Genomic DNA, 18,098 nt, shown 5'->3' with positions numbered 1-18,098 from the left:
GCCGCGGAATCCCGCGGGTAGACTGGCTGCATGCCCCGCGCCCCCAAGCTCGCTTCTTTTCCGGCGATCCGCGGAGCCCTGAAGTTCTACCAGATCTGCTCGATCATCACCGGAACGATGCTGCTTCTGCTGCTCGCCGAGATGATCCTCAAGTACACGCCCATCCACGTCGAGCTCTTCGCCGGGGGATCGGGCGGTCTGCTCTGGTTCGCACCCGTCATCGCGGGCCCGGACTGCCAGTGGTGGTCGCTGTTCGCCCCCATGACGAACGCGTGCGAGATGACGTCCGTCGGCGACGGCTTCAACATCTCGCTGTTCATCCTGGTGGCCCACGGCTGGTTCTACGTGGTGTACCTCTTCTCGTGCTTCCGCGTGTGGAGTCTCATGCGGTGGCCGTTCGGTCGCTTCATCATGCTCGCGCTCGGCGGTATCGTGCCGTTCCTCTCGTTCTTCATGGAGGCACGCGTTGCGCGCGAAGTGAAGTCGTACCTCCAACGCCGCGAAGACGAGGAACTGCATTCGCGCGCCGAGCACTCTTCCCTGACCCAAACGATCGCGACGGAGAACCTGCGTTGACACAGCAGACCGAGACATCCCAGCGCCCCGTCCTCGTCGTCGACTTCGGTGCGCAGTACGCGCAGCTGATCGCGCGGCGCGTCCGCGAGGCGGGTGTGTACAGCGAGATCGTGCCGCACACCGCGACGGCGGCCGAGATCGCGGCCAAGAGCCCCGTCGGCATCATCCTGTCGGGCGGGCCTTCCTCGGTCTACGAGGAGGGCGCTCCGCAGCTCGACACCGGCGTGCTCGAGCTCGGCGTCCCGACGCTGGGCATCTGCTACGGCTTCCAGGTGATGGCGCAGCAGCTGGGCGGCGAGGTCGCGCACACCGGACTCCGGGAGTACGGAGCGACGGATGCCGCGGTCACGGGTGACGGCGGCGTGCTGCTGGGCGGCCAGCCCGCCGAGCAGAACGTCTGGATGAGCCACGGCGACCAGGTCTCGCGTGCGCCCGAGGGCTTCGAGGTGCTCGCTTCGACGTCCGCGACGCGGGTCGCCGCCTTCGCGAGCGATGAGCGTCGCCTCTACGGCGTGCAGTGGCATCCCGAGGTCAAGCACACCGACTACGGCCAGAACGTGCTCGAGAACTTCCTGCACAAGGCCGCCGGGCTCCCCGCGGACTGGAACAGCGGCAACGTCATCGCCGAGCAGGTCGAGCGCATCCGGGCGCAGATCGGGTCGGGCCGAGTGATCTCGGCGCTCTCGGGCGGCGTGGACTCGGCCGTCTCGACGGCGCTCGTGCACAAGGCCGTCGGCGACCAGCTGACCGCGATCTTCGTCGACCACGGACTGCTGCGAAAGGGCGAGCGCGAGCAGGTCGAGCAGGACTACGTCGCCTCGACCGGCGTGCGGCTCATCACGATCGACGCGCGCGAGCGGTTCCTCACGGCGCTCGCGGGCGTCAGCGACCCCGAGCAGAAGCGCAAGATCATCGGGCGCGAGTTCATCCGCACGTTCGAAGAGGCCGAGAAGGCGCTGATCGCCGAGGCCGAAGCCGACGGCGAGCCGATCCGGTTCCTCGTGCAAGGCACGCTGTACCCCGACGTCGTCGAGTCCGGCGGCGGTGCAGGCACCGCGAACATCAAGTCGCACCACAACGTCGGCGGCCTGCCCGAAGACCTGCAGTTCGAGCTCGTCGAGCCGCTGCGCACGCTGTTCAAGGACGAAGTGCGCGCGATCGGCCGCGAGCTCGGCCTGCCCGAGGCGATCGTGGGCCGCCAGCCCTTTCCGGGCCCCGGCCTCGGCATCCGGATCGTCGGTGAGGTCACCGCTGACCGCCTCGAGATTCTGCGTGACGCCGACGCCATCGCGCGCGAAGAGCTGACCCGAGCGGGACTCGACAACGAGATCTGGCAGTGCCCGGTCGTGCTGCTCGCCGATGTCCGTTCGGTGGGCGTGCAGGGCGACGGCCGCACCTACGGGCACCCCATCGTGCTGCGCCCGGTCTCGTCCGAAGACGCCATGACCGCCGACTGGACCCGCCTGCCGTACGACGTGCTGTCGAGGATCTCGAACCGCATCACCAACGAGGTGCGCGAGGTCAACCGTGTCGTGCTCGACGTGACCTCGAAGCCCCCGGGCACCATCGAGTGGGAATGATGTAGCGGTCCCCACGGCCCCTCCACTCGCCGCTGACGCGTCGGGTGGAGCCTCCGGCCGCGTGGGCCCAGCCGCGGACCCAGGTCCGCGGCATCCGTCATTCTCGCCCCCTTCCCGGTCTCGCTCTCCGCCGCGGGTCCTCGGGGCTCCCCGGGGTTTCGAATCGCGCACTTTGCAGTTCGAGGCCGGGGTTTGCCGCAAAGTGCGCGATTCGAATGCCGGGAGGGGTGGGTGGGGCGACGTGGGCGGGTGGGGGAGGATAGGACCGTGACGCAGTTTCCGGATGCCGAGTACCTGATCCTCTCGAGCAGGCTCATTCCCGATCACGACGGCGGGTACGGGCTCGCGGTCCTCGCGAGGGCGCGGCAGATGGCCTCAGCCGGCGTGCACGAGGGCCGCGGCCCGCTCATCCTGACGTTCGACCCCGGCACCGCAGCCGCCCACGCGCAGCACCGTCGGGCCTTCGACGAGCGCGACCTGATCGTCGACCCCGAGCGGATGCGCAACCTGTTCGACGAGGCATCCGATCCCCGCGGCGGAGCCGCTGACTGGCTGCGCGTCGCAGCGCGGCCCGGCGAACCCGACCCCGCCCTGGAGTACCGACGCGTCGACGACGCCGAAGGCCGTCCCGTGGTCGGCATCCCGGTGATCCACGGCGATCCCGACTGGCACATCACCACCGCGCCGGTCGCGGTGTACGGACCCGACGGGACCGTGATCGGGGTGCTGACCGGGTTCGGAGAGCTGTACCGCGCGTGGCTCGAGCACGTCGTCGCGCAGCTGCGCGCGACCGGCGGCGAGAAGCCGGTCGTCGTGATCTGCGAGTCGCGGCAGCTCGGCGAGCTCATCGCCGGTTGGAGCGACCCGGGCGTGCGGCTGATCCACTCGATCCATACGATTCACCTCGAGCCGCCCTACACCCCTGATGCGCCGGTCAACGCCCTGTGGGACCGCTGGTTCAGCATGGCCGAGCGCTTCGACGCCGTGCTGTGGCTGAGCCAGTCGCAGCGCACCGACGTCGTCGAGCGGTTCGGCGACGAGGGGGTGCACCTCGTGATCCCGGCCGGCGTGCCCGCGGCATCCTCGGTCGTGCCCGGCTCGGAGCGCGACCGTGGCCGCGTCGTCATGCTCAACCGCCTCGCGCCCGGCAAGCGCGTCGACCACGCGATCCGTGCCTTCCGGTCGGTGCTGGCAGTGGTTCCGCACGCGACGCTCGACATCTACGGCGGAGGCGTCGAGCACGACCGTCTGCAGCAGCTGATCGACGAGCTGGGTCTGGGCGCGCACGTCGTGATGCGCGGCATCACCGACGATCCGGGGCGCGTGCTGGATCAGGCATCCGCGTTCCTCACCACTTCCGCGTTCGAGGGCCAGGCGCTCGCGATCGTCGAGGCGATGGTGCACGGATGCCCCGTCGTGGCGTACGACGTGCGTTACGGGCCGCGTGACCACCTCGCCAACGGCGGCGGCGTGCTCGTGCCCGACGGTGATATCGACGCGCTGGCCGCGGCGATCGTCCGCGTGATCGACGACCCGGAGGAGCACGCGCGCCTCGCCCGCGAGGCCGCGCAGATGGCCCGCCGCGTCGACCCCGACCGTGTGACCGAAGCCCTCGCGCAGGCCGTGCGCGACGTGCTCGCGGTGCCCTCCCGCCGCGCCTGACCCCGGGGCTCCGCCCACAGCGGAGCCGCCGGGAGCGGATCCGGATGCCACGGCCTGCGCCGCGACGCAGGCTGGAGGCATGGCAGAAGAAGGCAAGATCCCGCAGTTCGGAGCCGAGGCCCGGCGCGAGCTGTACCACCAGCGCGTGCTCGTGCTCGACGGTCCGCTCGACGATGACAACGGCACCCTGCTCGCGACTCAGCTGCTGGCGCTCGCGGCGGAGGACGAGGCATCCGACATCGCCCTCTGGATCCACTCACCGGGTGGTTCGGTGCCGTCGATGCTCGCGATCCGCGACGTCATGCGGCTCATTCCCAACGACGTCGCGACGCTGGCGCTCGGCCTGGCCTGCAGTGCCGGGCAGTTCCTGCTGTCATCGGGCACGAAGGGCAAGCGGCGGGCGCTGCCGCACGCGCGGATCCTGATGCACCAGGGATCGGCCGGCATCGGCGGCTCGGCCGTCGAGGTCGAGGTGCAGGCCGACGATCTGCGATACGTCCGCGACACCGTGCTCGGCCTCACCGCGGAGGACACCGGTCAGCCGGTCGAGCGCATCTTCGAGGACTCGCTGCACGACCGCTGGTACACGGCGTCCCAGGCGCTCGAGTACGGCTTCATCGACGGCATCGTCGACGATTTCTCACAGGTCGTGCCGCGCCGGCGCCGGCCCGCCGGGCTGGGGGTTCCGGCAGAGCGGACGAATGAGGTGGCGGCATGAGCTCCTACACGATCCCGAACGTCGTGGCGCAGCATCCGCGCGGCGATCGCATCATGGATGTCTACTCGCACCTGCTCGCCGAGCGCGTGGTCTATCTCGGCACAGGGATCGACGCAGGCGTCGCAAACGCGCTGATCGCGCAGCTGCTGCATCTCGACGCTGACAGCCCGGAGCGCGACATCCAGCTCTACATCAACTGCGAGGGCGGCGACCCGGCCGCGATGCTCGCGATATACGACACGATGCAGCACGTGCGGCCCGACGTCGCGACCACCGTCGTGGGGCAGGCGATCGGCGTCGGCGCGGTGATGCTCGCCGCCGGCGCGCACGGCAAGCGCTCGGTGCTGCCGCACGCGCGCGTCGTGCTGCATCAGCCCGCCGGGCAGGGGCGCGGGACGATCCCCGACCTGATCCTTCAGGCCGACGAGCTCGTGCGCGTGCGCGGCGACGTCGAGGCGATCCTCTCCCGGCATACGGGGCAGGATGCCGCGAAGCTGCGCGCCGATACCGACCGCGACCGCGTCTTCACCGCCGTCGACGCGGTGGCCTACGGCCTCGCAGACCACGTCCTGGAGCGCGGCGTGGCCTGAGGGCGCGGCGGTCGCCCGGGACCGTGACGGCCTCTCCTCCCCAGTCGCACGCTGGTTCGTTCGTCACCTATGTACGCGAAAACGGGGTTTCGACGTACATAGGTGACGAACGAACCCTCGGGGGTGTGGCCGGAGCGCGACGCCCGCCGTACCGATGCCGGGTGCTCAGCGGCTGGCCGCCGCGGCGGCGGAGCGGACGGATGCCGCAGCCTCGGCCGGGGACCCGCGCCAGGGTGCGCCGTGGCCGGGCAGCACCCAATCCGCGTCGAGGCCGGCGAGCACCTCGAGCGAGGCCAGAGCCTCGGCGGGGTCGTCGGTGAACGGCGCCGGCTGCGGTCCGGTGCGTCCGGTGAGCACGTGCCGCGTCGTCAGCCCGTCGCCGACGAACACCGCGCGGGCGGCGGGAACATGCACGGCGATGCTGCCGGGGGAGTGGCCGGGCAGCCCGATCACCCGCGGCGCACCGGGCAGATCCAGCACATCGCCGTCGGCGACCTCGGTCACTTCGGTGAGGTAGGTGGTGCGCGCGCCGCCCTTGCGCAGCGCGTACGCGAAGAATCCGAGCGTCGGCGCGAGGCGCATGCGTCCCATCTCGGTCTTGGGCTTGTCGTCGCCGCGGGCGCGGGCGGAGTCCGCGGCGTGGACGTACGCCGGCACACCCTGCTCGCGGCGCAGCTTCTCGGCGAAGCCGACGTGGTCGCTGTCGCCGTGCGTCAGCACCACTCCACGCACGTCCGACATCGGGCGGCCGATCGCGGAGAGCTCGTTCTGCAGATCACGCCAATGTCCGGGGAGCCCGGCGTCGATGATCGTTATGCCCTCGGGCACGACGATCAGGTACGCGGCGACGATGTCATTTCCGATGCGGTGCAGATGGGGACCGAGCTTCATGATGCCTCCTTGAGTATGGCTATGATACGTAGCTATGATGGCTTACGTCAATAGCCTTCGAGGAGGAACGGATGCCGACACCCGAGCGCACGACGCTGCCCGAGATCGTCGCGGCAGGCCGGGAGCTGCTGGAGAAGGGCGGCGCCGCCGGCCTCACGATGCAAGCGGTGGCCGAACGCGTCGGCGTGCGGGCCCCGTCGCTGTACAAGCGCGTACGGGATCGCGACGCGCTGGTGCTGCTGGTGGCCGAAGCGACCGCGGACGAGCTGACCGGCCGGCTTGCGGCATCCGGTCTCGACATCGCTGGCCTCGCCCGCGTGTACCGGGCGTTCGCGCATGAGCACCCGGAAGGCTTCCGGCTGCTCTACGCCATCGACGGCGCGTCGGAGTCGCTGGGGCGCGCGGCGGGTCCGGTGCTCGACGCGACCCGCGGGCTGGTCGGAGAAGAGCATGCCCTCGAGGCGGCGCGGCTGGTCGTGGCGTGGGCGACCGGGTTCATCAACATGGAGCTGGCGGGCGCGTTCCGCCTCGGCGGTGACGTCGACAACGCGTTCGAGTACGGCCTGGAGCGGCTCGAAGCCGGTCTGCGCGCCTGATTCTCCCGTTCGTTGGAGCGTGCCGGCCCCTCGGTCGTTGGAGTGCGCCCGCCCCCGGTCGTTGAGCGAGCGAAGCGAGACGAAACGCCCGGTGCCCGGTGCGCTCACCGGCGGAACGCGGTCAGGCCTCGGGCCGCCCCGGCCAGGTCTTGCCGGCCCACGGGTCGTAGTCGGCGATGAGCTCCTCCTGGGGCGGACGTTCCGACTCGGGCACGTGCTGCAGGTTCACCCGCACGCGGTACCAGAGCGACGACGACCCGCGCATGCCGTCGACGAGCACGTCCGCCGGATGCAGCTGCTCGGTCACCGACGGATGCCGCGACTTCCACTCCTCGAGAGCCTCGAGCGCTTCGGGCTTGGTCTTGGTGCGGGCCACCTCGATGAGCGGCATCGTGGACTGCCGCCGTCCGTCCGCGCCGCCGGCGCGCGGGGGCTTCTCGGCGGGTCCCAGTTCTTCGGCCAGCCGCAGCAGACCATCGAGCGTGCCGACCGCATCGTCGATGCCCGTGTGCGGGTCGCCCGCCTCGGCGTACCGGGACGGCACCGTCAGCACGGTGAACTCCTCGGGCCTGCGGTGGCGCACCTCGTCCCAGCCGAGCGGCGTCGATACGCGCGCGTCGGGCAGCGGACGGATCGAATACGCGGATGCCACGGTGCGGTCCTTCGCGTTCTGGTTGAAGTCGACGAACACGCTCTCGCCGCGCTCCTCCTTCCACCACCGCGCGGTCGCGAGCCCGGGCGCCCGGTTCTCGACCTCACGGGCCAGGGTCTCGGCGGCGAGCCGGACCTGCTTGTAGTCCCACTGCGGCGCGATCCGCACGAGGATGTGCAGCCCGCGCGAACCGCTCGTCTTCGGCCAGCCGACGAGGCCGACGTCGTCGAGCACCTCGCGCGCGACGAAGGCGACGTCCACGATCTGCGACCAGTCGACGCCCGGCATCGGGTCGAGGTCGATGCGCAGCTCGTCGGGCCGGTCGAGATCCTCGGCGCGCACGGGATGCGGGTTCAGGTCGAGGCAGCCGAGGTTGACGATCCACGCCAGGCCCGCGGCATCCCGGATCACCGCCTCTTCGGCCGACGTGCCGGAGGCGTACTGCAGCGTCGCGGTGTCGATGAAGTCGGGGTGGTTCTCGGGCACGCGCTTCTGGAAGAACGGCTCGGCGTCGATTCCCTTGGGAAAGCGCTTGAGCACCATCGGCCGCCCGCCCGCCCCGCGGAGGGCGCCGTCGGCGACGGCGAGGTAGTAGCGCACGATGTCGAGCTTGGTCAGGCCCGGCTCGGGGAACACCACCTTGTCGGGGCTCGAGATGCGCACTTCGTGCCCGCCGACCTCGAGGATCTCGGCGGGGGTCTTCGACGGGCTCATGCCTCCGAGGCTATCCAGCCGACGGACGCCGCGGCCAGGGGTTGCGCGGCGCGCCCGGCGTCAGGCCGCGAGCGAGAACGTGGCGCGGACGCTGACCGCGGAGCGCTCGGCGGCGTTCGAGCGCAGGTCGTCGACGACGCCCGCGGTGAGCTCGATGAGCGTCACCTCGAGGGCTCCGGCGACGGCCGCGATCATCTCGCTCGACGGCTCCTTGAGGCCGCGCTCCATCTCCGACAGGTACTGCGGCGACACCCCGGCGCGTTCGGCGGTGTCAGCGAGGCGCTCGCCGCGTTCGTGCCGCAGGCGGCGCAGGCGATCGCCGAGGGCATCGCGCCACAGCGGCTCGGGGTCGCGCGCGGAGCGGCGCTCGGACGGGGTCGGCAGCGGAATGATCTCGGCCATGCCGTCACGATAGAACGCGGATGCCGCAGCCGCCCAGACGTTCCGCCCACAGCAGAACGCGCGGACCGGCTCAGCGGGTGAGGTCGTCGAAGCCGGCGAGCGGAACGATGCCCTCCGCCGCGTCGCGGAGCGCCGGATCCAGCGCGACGAGCGCATCGGCCTGGAGCTTCGCGACGGCGAGGTACTCGGCATCCGTCGTGTCGTCCCAGCCGAGCTGATCGGCGATCCGCCATGCCACGGCGCGCGAGACGCGATCGCCCAGCAGCCGGATCTTGAGGGCGGCGAGCCGCTCGAGCAGCTCGCGACCCTCGCCGGGGGAGCGCTCGCCCGACCGCACGCTGCGATACAGCTCGGACAGGGCCTGGGATCGCAGCAGGTTCGGGCCGACAAGGCTGTGCTGCGCGGGGAGGGCGACGTCGTCCTGCAGGAGCCGCATCGCCGCCGGCAGATCGATCGCGAAGCGCGTCATGCACCGATGCTGGCACGCCCCGCCGACATCGGCACGCGGCACCCCGCAGCACGCCAGGGCAAAGCGAAAGGCCGCCCGGCGAACCGGGCGGCCTTTCGAGATACGCGGTGCTTACTCGCTGCCTCGCAGGATCGCGAGGATGCGGAGGATCTCGATGTACAGCCAGACGACCGTCACCATGATGCCGAAGGCGCCGACCCAGGCGTACGGACGGGGAGCGCCGTTGCGCACACCCTGCTGGATCTGGTCGAAGTCGAGCACAAGCGAGTAGGCCGCCATGATCACGACGAGCACGCCGATGATGAGGCCCAGCGGGATGCCGAAGACCTGCTGGCTGAGCAGACCGAAGGCGCCACCGGCCACCGGCACATTGAAGAGCATCAGGCCGACGTTGATCAGCGAGAACACGAGGTAGCCGAGCATCGCGATCATGAAGACCTTGGTGGCCTTCTTCGACGCGCGCACCTTGCCGCTCGCGAAGAGTGCCAGGGTCACACCCACGACGGCGAACGTCGCGAGGGTCGCCTGCATGACGATGCCGGGCCAGATGAACTCGAAGAACGCCGAGATGCCACCGACGAAGAGACCCTCGAACGCGGCGTAGGCGAAGATGAGCGCCGGGCGCACCTTCTTGCGCGAGGTGAAGATCACGACGAGCGACAGCACGAAGCCGCCGAGTCCGCCGATGATCCACGGGAGGATCGACGGGTTGGGGTTCGCCGGCGTGACGCCTGCCATCGTCCACACCCAGCCGACGGCGGCGGTCACGAGAAGGATGGCGAAGAGACCGACGGTCTTCCACACGGTGTCTTCGACGGTCATGCGGTCGGTCTCGACGGCGCCGGCCGACGGAGCGGCGTACATGCCTTCGAGGTGCGCCTGGGCCGCGGCGTCCGTTCCGGCGTGCTGCGCGGCGCCGTACTGGGCCTGCGCTGCGGGCGGCGGGGTCAGACCCGCTGCCTGACGGCCGCCCGGGTAGGTCTGAACGGCCTTCGGATCCTGGAAGGCCGGGTTGCTGAACGCGGGGTTGTTGAGGGCCACTTGCTCTCACACTCCAATGTCAAGGAAGTCCCAGCAGGGTGCTGTGAATCCACAGTATCCGAACGCCTGTGCGCCCGCCCAGATTCCCGCTGTGAGGAGGCTATGAACGGATGCCCCGGCACGGCCCCTCCCGGCGGCTCGCGCGTCGCGGCCGGCGGTGCCGCGGGTGGTTACGCTGGGTTCGTGCCGCGCCGGACTCCGCTCGTCATCGGGCACCGCGGTGCGCCCGGCTATCGGCCGGAGCACTCGCGCTCGTCGTACGACCTCGCCTTCGCGATGGGCGTCGACGCGGTCGAGCCCGACATCGTCGTCTCGCGCGACGGAGTGCTGGTCGTGCGGCACGAGAACGAGATCTCGGGCACGACCGACGTCGCCGATCGCCCCGAGTTCGCCGACCGCCGCACCACGAAGACGATCGACGGCGCCGAGCTGACCGGGTGGTTCACCGAGGACTTCATGTGGGACGAACTCGCCTCGCTCCGGTGCCGCGAGCGGCTGCCGCAGCTGCGGCCGTCCAGCGCGAGCTTCGACGATCAGCAGCCGGTGCTGCGTCTGCGCGACGTGCTCGATGCGGTGCGGGATGCCTCGCTCGAGCACGGCCGCGAGATCGGCGTCGTCCTCGAGATCAAGCACGCGACGTACTTCCGCACCTGCTTCGGCGGTACGGGCGGCTGGGACGTCGCCGAACTCATCGATGCGGAGCTGCGCGACGCCGGCTGGGCCGCGGGGGAGCTGCCGCTCGTCATCGAGTCGTTCGAGTCGAGCGTGCTGTATGCGCTGCAGGAACGGGGCATCCCCGCCGCGTATGTGTATCTGCTGGAGGCCGCCGGGCGTCCGTTCGACCTGCTGTCGGCGCACGGCAAGGCGGCGTTGACCTATCGGCAGACCGCGGCGCCCGCAGGCCTGGATGCGCTGATCGGGCGCGTCGACGGCATCAGCGTCGACAAGCGCATGATCCTCGCGCCCGACAAGCTGGGACGACTCACAGGGCCGTCGCCGATCGTGGCCGACGCCCATGAACGGGGACTGCAGGTGTTCACGTGGACGGTCCGCCCCGAGAACAACTTCCTCATCGGGCAGTTCCGTGGTCGCGGCGGCCCGTCGGCGTTCGGCGACTGGGAGTCCGAGTGGTCGGTGATCCGGGATGCCGGGGTCGACGGCGTCTTCGTCGACCACCCCGACCTGGGCGTGGAGTTCTTCCGCTCCTGACCCTCGCCAGCCCGGGCCGGGGCGGCGCGCGGGCGGGGTGGCGAGGGAAAGAGGCGTGGTGCACCCCTAGGGTGAGAGCGTGACTTCCCAGGGCATCGTGGTCGAGGGTGTGCGCCGAGCGTTCGGCGAGGTTCAGGCGGTGCGCAACGTGACGCTGCAGGCGCACGCGGGCCGCGTCACGGGGCTCGTCGGCCCGAACGGCTCGGGCAAGACGACGCTGCTCCTCATGCTCGCGTCGCTGCTCGCGCCCGACGCGGGCACCATCCGCCTCGACGGCGTCGATCCGGTCGCCGAGCCGCAGGCCGCCCGCGCCCGGCTGGGCTGGATGCCCGACGCGCTCGGCGCGTGGGGCACGCTCACGTCGCGCGAGACGCTGGAAGTGACGGCGCGGCTGTACGGGATGCCGAGGCCCGAGGCATCCGCTCGCGCCGACGCGCTGCTGGTCGAGGTCGGCCTCGTCGAACTCGCCAATGCCCCCGCCCGTGTGCTCTCGCGCGGGCAGAAGCAGCGGCTCGGACTCGCGCGGGCACTCGTGCACGACCCGCGCGTGCTGCTGCTGGACGAACCCGCCTCAGGGCTCGACCCGCAGGCCCGTATCGACCTGCGCATCCTCCTGCGCCGCCTCGCCGCCGAAGGCCGCACGGTGCTGGTCTCGAGCCACATCCTGTCCGAGCTCGAAGAGGTCGTCGACGACGCTGTCTTCCTCGTCGCCGGTGCCACCGTGGACCCGAGCCGGGTCGAGGCGGCCTCGCGCCGCGCGCGTCCCTGGCGGGTGCGGATCGCGGGAGCCGAGGCATCCGTCGCCGCCGAACAGGTCGCGACAGCTCTGAACATCCCGGCGGAGTCCGTACGGATCGACCGTCGGGATGCTGTGGTCGCCTTCGAGACGGAGGATGCCGCGGCCGTCGCGCTGCGCGACCTCGTCGCCGCCGGACTCGGCGTCGTGGAGTTCGCGGCCGCGCAGGGCACGCTCGAGCGCACCTTCCTCGACCTCGGCGAGGGCGTGCCGCCGCAGATCGCAGCGGCCGAGCCGCCACCCGAACGCACGCCCCCGGCATCCGCCCCCTCCGCCACGGACGAGAGCGAGGCGACCTCGTGAACGGTCAGCGACTGGGCACCATCGTCGGCCTCGAGCTGACGCAGCGCACCCGCAGCGTCGCCTGGTACGTGCTGCTGGGCGTCTTCGCGCTGCTGCTCGTGATTGTGACGGCGCTGTCGTTCCTCGCATGGGGCTATACGAACGAGCCCGGCGCAGCGATCTACTCCACGATCGTCTACATCACGCTGCTGCTCGTCGTGCTGGTCTCGCCCACGCTCAGCGGCAACGCGATCAACGGGGATCGGGATGCTGCGACCCTCGCTCCCGTGCAGGTGACGCTTGCCACGACGTTCGAGATCCTCGTGGGCAAGTTCCTCGCGGCATGGATCACAGGGCTGGCGTTCGTCGTCGTGTCGGTGCCGTTCCTGCTCATCGCGACGCTCGCCGGCGGCGGCGACCCGGCGACCATCTCGGTCTCACTTCTCGTGCTCGTGTTCGAGGTGGGAGTCATCGCGGCGATCGGCGTCGCGCTCAGCGGCATCCTGTCTCGTCCGCTCTTCTCCGTCGCGACCACGTATCTCGTCGTCGCCGGCCTCGTGATCGGCACTCTCATCGCCTTCGCGCTGGTCGGGTACACGGTGCGCTCCGAGGTCACCAGTCACAACCGGTCGTTCGACTACGACTCGTACGAGGGCGACACGTACCCGTGCGCGCCGGGGGAGGAGCCACAGGGCGACTACCCCTGCGACGAGGACGTCGAGATCACGTGCGGCGACTGGCACGTGACGACGTACGAGGTGCCTCGGTTCGACCGCGTGTGGTGGCTGCTCGCGGCGAACCCGTTCGTGATCCTCGCCGACGCGACGCCGACGCAGTTCAACGCCGACGGGTACCCCGTCGACCTGTTCGGCCAGATCAAGTCCGGGGTGCGATACGCGCAGCAGCCGCCCGAGCTCGAGCAGCGCTGGGACGAATGCTCCCCCACACCGTGGGAGGAACCCGACACCGCCGAGGAGGTCATCGCCCGCACGGCGCCCAGCTGGTTCGTAGGCATGGCACTGCAGGCGCTGCTGGCCGCGGGCCTGATGTGGTGGGCCTGGGCGCGCACGCGGACGCCCGCCGGCCGCCTGCCGACCGGCACCCGCATCGCCTGAGATCCGGGCGGAGGTTTGCGCGTCAGTTCGACGCGCGCCCCTCAGAGATCAAGCCGTGGAGGAGGATGTCGAGCGTCCGGATGAACTGGCAGGGGGGCGGGCCCTCGCTGGGGTCGAGCACATCGATCACCTGCACGTAGTGGGGATGATCGTCGGGATCCATATCTCGCAGGGCTTTCTCGCGCTGAGTGCGGCCATCGTGCTTCCTCGTCGGGCCGGGATGCCGGTCCAGCAGCTCTCCGAGCACAAGATGCCAGCACGCGCCGTAGCTGTAGATCGCGTCGGCGGGAGCCAGCCCGAGCTCGATGAACTCGCCGATGCACGCGTTCGCGAAGGGGAACGAATTGGTGGGGACGAGATCACCCGACGTGACCAGCTGCAGCGCCCACCGATAGTCCGCCAGATGGTCGTGAAGACCGTGCATACGGGTCGTCAGGCGTGTCAGCGCGTCCGTTCCCTCGACCTCGACGGGCAGCCCAGCGGTGACTGCCTCGAGCATCGCGAGCTCGAGAGCCTGGCGATTCTGGACGTAGTTGTACACGGACATGGGAGACGCGTCCAGCCGGGTCGCGACCGACCGGATCGTCAGCGCCGGCAAGCCGTTCTCGGTCACGATCTCGATCGCAGCACCGACGATCTCGTCGAGGCTGAGGCTGTTACGCGCACGACGACTCCGCGCAGTCGCGGGCCCGGTTCTCGAAGGAGGCTGTTGACCGGCTGCGCTCATAATGTACATTGTACGTGTTCGGCAACGGGGCGACGCATGGGGGATCATCGTGGGTGCACGGCGGGGGAAACGCGGCTGGGGGCGGTACGCGGGCGTGCTGGGGGCGATGGTTCTCGCGCTGGGGCTCGCGGGTCCGCCGGCCGCAGCGTCGGCGGCACCGCTGCCCGGGGATCAGATCACGATCACGCCGTTCTATTGCGATCCGAGTAAACCGACGCAGCCCTACACGGTCCCGGCGGGCGTGACCAGCGTGTACATCGAGGTCGTGGGTGGCCAGGGCCAAACCCCCAACCCGGCGCACACCGGGCTCGGCGGGCTGGGAGGCCAGGTCACCGGGGGACTGAACGTCACTCCCGGCCAGGAGCTGCAGGTGCAGGTCGGCTGTCAAGGAACATCGATCGGCGGTGCCTCGGCCTACGCGCCCGGTGGCGCGCGCGGCACCGGCTGGTCGAACCTCAATGACTTCTTCACGATCTACTCGTTCGGGTACGACGGCGGCGGCGGCGGCGGAGCGTCGGCGATCCTGGACGCCGCCGGCAACCCGCTGGCTGTCGCCGGCGGAGGAGGCGGCGCCGCAGGCGACGCCCCCAACTGCCTGGAGAGCAGCACCCTGCACGACGGCGGTGGAGCGTTCTTCTACTACTGCGGCCCGGGATTGGCGCTCAAGTCCGGCGGTGACGGCGGCGACGGCGGGGGCGACAACACTGAGGGGGGCGCCGGAGAGAACAACACTGCGGGAACCACCGCAGATGGCTCTGAGTGCGGGGGACCGAACGCGGGCGGCAAGGGCGCAGACTTCCACACGACCGGAGGTGGCGGAGCCGGCGGTGGTGGTGGTGGTGGTTACGGCGGCGGGTGCGGCGGTGCCGCCGGGCAAGAGGCGCAAATCGACCCGGGTCATGAGGAGATCGCTCCGGGGTCGGCCGGAGCGGGAGGTGGGGGCGGGGCCTCTTATGCGGCCTCCGCGGTGAACAATCCGCAGATCTCGGTCGCGGACGACTCCGGCGACGGCTACGCCCTCATCCTGACGTCGGCGGACGGCGTGCGGACGTCGCACTTCGACTTCACAGGCCAAGCTCAGACCTTCTGCGTGCCCGATGGTGTGGACGAGATCTTCGTCGACGCGCTCGGTGGTGGCGGCGGCGGCGGTGGATCGGACTTCCCGGACCGCACCGGGATCGGCGGTGCCGGCGGTGGGGTGCAGGCCGTGGTGCCGGTGGTCGAACGGACGCAGCTCGAGATCCGCGTGGGACAGTACGGTCATGCCAGCGGCGGTTGGGGCGACGGCCACGGCGGCCACCGCGGAACGAGCGACAGTGAAGGCGACGGCGCCGGAGGAGGGGGCTCCACCGCCGTGAAGCAGTCGAGCACCGCCTGTGGTGTCACGACGGGTCTGGAGAACCTGCAGTACCTCGTCGTCGGAGGTGGCGGCGGTGGTGGCGGCGGTCACGCGGTCAGCGCGGACGGAGGAGACGGCGGCGATGCCGGTTCACCCGGCGCAGACGGCTCGGTGGGTGGCGATCCTGACGGCGGCGCGAGCGGATGCGGCGGCCAGCACCCCGGCGACGGCTGTGAGAACAGCGTCAACGGCGGTCACGCCACCAGCGCCACCGATGGCGGGGGTGGCGGCGGGGGCGGCGGTGGCTACCACGGCGGTGGCAAGGGCCACGGGGCGCAGGATGGCCGGCTCGGCGGTGGCGGTGGCGGTGGCGGCGGCGCCTCGTACGTGACGCCTCACTCTCCCGACCCCGTGCACTACTACACCGGACCCCGCGGCGACCACAGCAACAGGGATCGACTCAACGAAGGCAAGGTCGACCTCATCGTGCCGGTCCCGACGTCTCGCAGCGCGGTGAACATCGTGAGCGGCAACAACCAGAGCGCAACGACGGGCAGCCCGTTCGCGGAGCCGCTCGTAGTCGAGTACGTCGATGCGATTCACGGACCGACGAGCATGATCGCGATAGAGCTGACGATCGCTCAGGTCGACGGTCGCCTTCCCGCGACCTTCGTCGGGGGCTCCGGCGACGGATCGACGTTCCGTGCGAACACCGACGCCGACGGACGGATGCAGGTCCAGCTCACCGCCGCGCCGGGCGCGCCCCTCGGCAAGTTCACGGTCGAGGCGCGGGTCGCGGACGACGCCGCTCACCTGATCAAGACCGCGGAGTTCAGCCTGTTCTCCGTGCCGTGGCCCACGACCTTGGCCTTGACATCTGACGCCGTCGCTGTCGACGGCAGCGGTGTCGCCGCCGTCGGCGAGCAGATCACCTACACCGCCACGGTCACCTCCGCCGCCTTGGACGAGCCGATTGACAGCGGTGCGATCCAGTTCAGCGTCGACGGGGCGAATCTCGGATATCCGGTCCCGCTCGCGGCGAACGGAGTCGCCTCCAGCATCCCCAGCCCCGCGGGCGCCGCAGGGCAGCACCACGTGCTCGCCACCTACACCGACGCCCCCACCGGCCATCAGGCCAGCACGTTCACCAACTACGCGCTGACGGTCGTGCCGCCCGCGACGAGTGAAACATCTCTCACCTCGAGCGCGCCGGACGGACTGTACGGAGACGAAACCGTCACCTTCCCTGTGTCGGTGACCGCGATCGGTGATGCCCCGTTCGACCCCACGGGCACGGTGCAGCTCTTCCGCGGCACCGATCCGCTGGGCGACCCGATCCCGCTGTCAGGGAGTGTGGGCACGTCGCAGAGCTTCCCGGCTTCGGCGTTCGACCTGGGCGACAACGAGATCACAGCCGTGTACTCGGGCAATGATCGGGTAGACGGGTCGACAAGCGGGGTGTACACACTGCTCGTCGTCGATCTCGACGACCGGCCTCCGCCCACCGATCCGTCCGACGGCGGCGGGGCCGACCCCCGCCCGGGGGCCGGCCCCAGTGGCTCCGGCCAGGGCGGGCTCGCGGCGACGGGACTGGCATCCGTCCCGTTCCTCCTCGGGCTCGGGTTGATCATCCTCGGCGTGGCGTTCACGCGCACGCGTCGTCACAATCTGCACCGTCCACGAGCCTGAGCGGCGCGAACACCGCGCGAGTCGCCGGCGCCCGCCGAGCGGCACTTGCAGCACGTAGCGACGCCTCGCGGCGCGGGCCGGCGTCACACGACGTGGGCTTCGCGCTGCAAGGTGAGATGGTGGCGGCGCCCCCGAGACCGGACCGTCATCGGGGGCGCCGCCGGTCGGATCACGCGGCTTCGGACACGCTCGCGAGGTAGGCCTTGCCGGCCTCGGCGATGATCGCGGTGACGGCGTCGGGCTGCGACACACCGACGGCGTGCGAGGCGCCGGCGATCTCGCGCGTCCCGCGCGAGCCAGCGCGCTCGGCGCCGGCACGCTGGACCGCGGCCGGGATGTTGAGGTCGAGCTCGGCGATCACGTGCCAGGACGGGATGTCCTTCCACGCCGGGCGCTGCGCGACAAGGGCGTCCGACAGGGCGGCCTCGGTGACGGGGCGCTGCGTCGCCGCCATGAGCGCCGTGACGTCTTCGGAGACGTCTGCGGCGAACTGGTGGTGGAACACGTCGGGGCGGATGACGAACTCGTTGCCGCCCGTCGCGACCGGGTAGGCCGCGAGGGCCTCGCCGAGCGTGCTGCCCGGAGCGCTGGTCGAGAGGGTGAAGGCGCTGTCGCCGGTGTCCGGAGTGAACGCGGCGACGTAGACCAGGCCGACGACGGCGCTGTTCTCGGCGGCCGCCTCGGTGATGACCATCCCGCCGTACGAGTGGCCGACGAGGATGACGGGGCCGCCGACGGACGCGATCACGTCGCGAACGTAGGCGGCGTCGATGGCGAGGCTGCGCAGGGGGTTGGCGGCGGCGACGGCGCGCACGCCGTGCTCCTGCAGGCGCAGGATCACGCCGTTCCAGGAAGAGGACTCGGCGAAGGCGCCGTGGACGAGGACGATGGTGGGCTTTTCTGTGGTCATGATCGTTCCTTGCGAATCTGTCGAGAGAGCAGGGCCGGGATCGGTCGAGCGGGGGAGACGTTCCCTTGCCAAAGAGGACCGCTCACCCTGCCGAGCTGTGACGCCCGACATGAATTTCCACGAGTTCTCGCGAATCCGTC

The 18,098-nt window shown here is 70.6% G+C and carries 17 protein-coding genes; 10 read left to right on the top strand and 7 right to left on the bottom strand.

Features of this window, described 5'->3' with window-relative positions:
* Positions 1–30 precede the first annotated feature (30 nt).
* From HF576_RS10300 to HF576_RS10280, 5 genes are all read left to right on the top strand, one after another.
* Positions 31–576, top strand: a complete 546-nt coding sequence (locus tag HF576_RS10300) for a DUF3817 domain-containing protein (RefSeq protein ID WP_168912697.1) — start codon at positions 31–33, stop codon at positions 574–576.
* Entirely contained in the window at positions 573–2,156 is a 1,584-nt protein-coding gene (guaA, locus tag HF576_RS10295; protein WP_168912696.1) for a glutamine-hydrolyzing GMP synthase, read from the top strand. Before HF576_RS10300 ends, guaA begins: the two co-directional genes overlap by 4 nt.
* Before the next feature lie 267 nt (positions 2,157–2,423).
* Positions 2,424–3,818 carry a glycosyltransferase gene (locus HF576_RS10290; protein ID WP_168912695.1) on the top strand — a complete coding sequence of 465 codons (1,395 nt, stop codon included), beginning with the start codon at positions 2,424–2,426 and terminating at the stop codon, positions 3,816–3,818.
* A 79-nt stretch (positions 3,819–3,897) separates the two neighbouring features.
* The gene (locus tag HF576_RS10285) at positions 3,898–4,536 is read left to right on the top strand and encodes a ClpP family protease (RefSeq protein WP_168912694.1); all 639 of its coding nucleotides are present in this window, start codon (positions 3,898–3,900) and stop codon (positions 4,534–4,536) included.
* Positions 4,533–5,126: a ClpP family protease gene (locus HF576_RS10280; protein WP_168912693.1), complete on the top strand. Its 594-nt coding sequence runs from the start codon at positions 4,533–4,535 to the stop codon at positions 5,124–5,126. Before HF576_RS10285 ends, HF576_RS10280 begins: the two co-directional genes overlap by 4 nt.
* 165 nt (positions 5,127–5,291) lie before the next feature.
* Here HF576_RS10280 and HF576_RS10275 read toward each other — a convergent pair whose 3' ends face one another.
* Entirely contained in the window at positions 5,292–6,017 is a 726-nt protein-coding gene (locus tag HF576_RS10275; RefSeq protein WP_168912692.1) for an MBL fold metallo-hydrolase, read from the bottom strand.
* Between the two features lie 71 nt (positions 6,018–6,088).
* Between HF576_RS10275 and HF576_RS10270 the strand changes: the two genes are divergently transcribed.
* Positions 6,089–6,613, top strand: coding sequence for a TetR/AcrR family transcriptional regulator (locus HF576_RS10270; RefSeq protein ID WP_168912691.1), 525 nt, complete (start codon positions 6,089–6,091; stop codon positions 6,611–6,613).
* Between the two features lie 121 nt (positions 6,614–6,734).
* On the opposite strand, the gene ligD is transcribed toward HF576_RS10270, so the two are convergent.
* From ligD to HF576_RS10250, 4 genes are all read right to left on the bottom strand, one after another.
* Entirely contained in the window at positions 6,735–7,979 is a 1,245-nt protein-coding gene (gene ligD, locus HF576_RS10265) for a non-homologous end-joining DNA ligase (RefSeq protein ID WP_168912690.1), read from the bottom strand.
* 60 nt (positions 7,980–8,039) lie between these two features.
* Complete coding sequence (locus HF576_RS10260; protein ID WP_168912689.1) at positions 8,040–8,381, bottom strand: helix-turn-helix domain-containing protein; 342 nt, start codon at positions 8,379–8,381, stop codon at positions 8,040–8,042.
* A 70-nt stretch (positions 8,382–8,451) separates the two neighbouring features.
* Positions 8,452–8,850 carry a type II toxin-antitoxin system VapC family toxin gene (locus HF576_RS10255; RefSeq protein ID WP_168912688.1) on the bottom strand — a complete coding sequence of 133 codons (399 nt, stop codon included), beginning with the start codon at positions 8,848–8,850 and terminating at the stop codon, positions 8,452–8,454.
* A gap of 111 nt (positions 8,851–8,961) precedes the next feature.
* Positions 8,962–9,891 (bottom strand): Bax inhibitor-1/YccA family membrane protein, encoded by a 930-nt coding sequence (locus HF576_RS10250; protein ID WP_168912687.1) that lies wholly within the window; start codon positions 9,889–9,891, stop codon positions 8,962–8,964.
* Between the two features lie 183 nt (positions 9,892–10,074).
* Between HF576_RS10250 and HF576_RS10245 the strand changes: the two genes are divergently transcribed.
* From HF576_RS10245 to HF576_RS10235, 3 genes are all read left to right on the top strand, one after another.
* Positions 10,075–11,100 (top strand): glycerophosphodiester phosphodiesterase family protein, encoded by a 1,026-nt coding sequence (locus tag HF576_RS10245; RefSeq protein WP_168912686.1) that lies wholly within the window; start codon positions 10,075–10,077, stop codon positions 11,098–11,100.
* Positions 11,101–11,179: 79 nt separating this feature from the next.
* Entirely contained in the window at positions 11,180–12,199 is a 1,020-nt protein-coding gene (locus tag HF576_RS10240; protein ID WP_168912685.1) for an ATP-binding cassette domain-containing protein, read from the top strand.
* Positions 12,196–13,293 carry an ABC transporter permease gene (locus HF576_RS10235; RefSeq protein ID WP_168912684.1) on the top strand — a complete coding sequence of 366 codons (1,098 nt, stop codon included), beginning with the start codon at positions 12,196–12,198 and terminating at the stop codon, positions 13,291–13,293. The genes HF576_RS10240 and HF576_RS10235 overlap by 4 nt, the downstream gene beginning before the upstream one ends.
* 22 nt (positions 13,294–13,315) lie before the next feature.
* On the opposite strand, the gene HF576_RS10230 is transcribed toward HF576_RS10235, so the two are convergent.
* Positions 13,316–13,906, bottom strand: coding sequence for a TetR/AcrR family transcriptional regulator C-terminal domain-containing protein (locus tag HF576_RS10230; protein WP_168912683.1), 591 nt, complete (start codon positions 13,904–13,906; stop codon positions 13,316–13,318).
* A gap of 163 nt (positions 13,907–14,069) precedes the next feature.
* Between HF576_RS10230 and HF576_RS20585 the strand changes: the two genes are divergently transcribed.
* Entirely contained in the window at positions 14,070–17,048 is a 2,979-nt protein-coding gene (locus HF576_RS20585) for an Ig-like domain repeat protein (protein ID WP_168912682.1), read from the top strand.
* A 169-nt stretch (positions 17,049–17,217) separates the two neighbouring features.
* Here HF576_RS20585 and HF576_RS10220 read toward each other — a convergent pair whose 3' ends face one another.
* The gene (locus HF576_RS10220; RefSeq protein WP_168912681.1) at positions 17,218–17,958 is read right to left on the bottom strand and encodes an alpha/beta fold hydrolase; all 741 of its coding nucleotides are present in this window, start codon (positions 17,956–17,958) and stop codon (positions 17,218–17,220) included.
* Between the last annotated feature and the right edge of the window lie 140 nt (positions 17,959–18,098).

This window comes from Microbacterium salsuginis (assembly GCF_012524205.1).
GTDB lineage: Bacteria > Actinomycetota > Actinomycetes > Actinomycetales > Microbacteriaceae > Microbacterium > Microbacterium salsuginis.
This window is presented reverse-complemented; position numbering and strand designations above follow the sequence as displayed.

Coding starts and splice junctions, on each gene's coding strand:
- HF576_RS10300 (WP_168912697.1), top strand. CDS start 31: ATGCCCCGCGCCCCCAAGCTCGCTTCTTTTCCGGCGATCCGCGGAGCC.
- HF576_RS10285 (WP_168912694.1), top strand. CDS start 3,898: ATGGCAGAAGAAGGCAAGATCCCGCAGTTCGGAGCCGAGGCCCGGCGC.
- HF576_RS10280 (WP_168912693.1), top strand. CDS start 4,533: ATGAGCTCCTACACGATCCCGAACGTCGTGGCGCAGCATCCGCGCGGC.
- HF576_RS10275 (WP_168912692.1), bottom strand. CDS start 6,017: ATGAAGCTCGGTCCCCATCTGCACCGCATCGGAAATGACATCGTCGCC.
- HF576_RS10270 (WP_168912691.1), top strand. CDS start 6,089: ATGCCGACACCCGAGCGCACGACGCTGCCCGAGATCGTCGCGGCAGGC.
- ligD (WP_168912690.1), bottom strand. CDS start 7,979: ATGAGCCCGTCGAAGACCCCCGCCGAGATCCTCGAGGTCGGCGGGCAC.
- HF576_RS10260 (WP_168912689.1), bottom strand. CDS start 8,381: ATGGCCGAGATCATTCCGCTGCCGACCCCGTCCGAGCGCCGCTCCGCG.
- HF576_RS10255 (WP_168912688.1), bottom strand. CDS start 8,850: ATGACGCGCTTCGCGATCGATCTGCCGGCGGCGATGCGGCTCCTGCAG.
- HF576_RS10220 (WP_168912681.1), bottom strand. CDS start 17,958: ATGACCACAGAAAAGCCCACCATCGTCCTCGTCCACGGCGCCTTCGCC.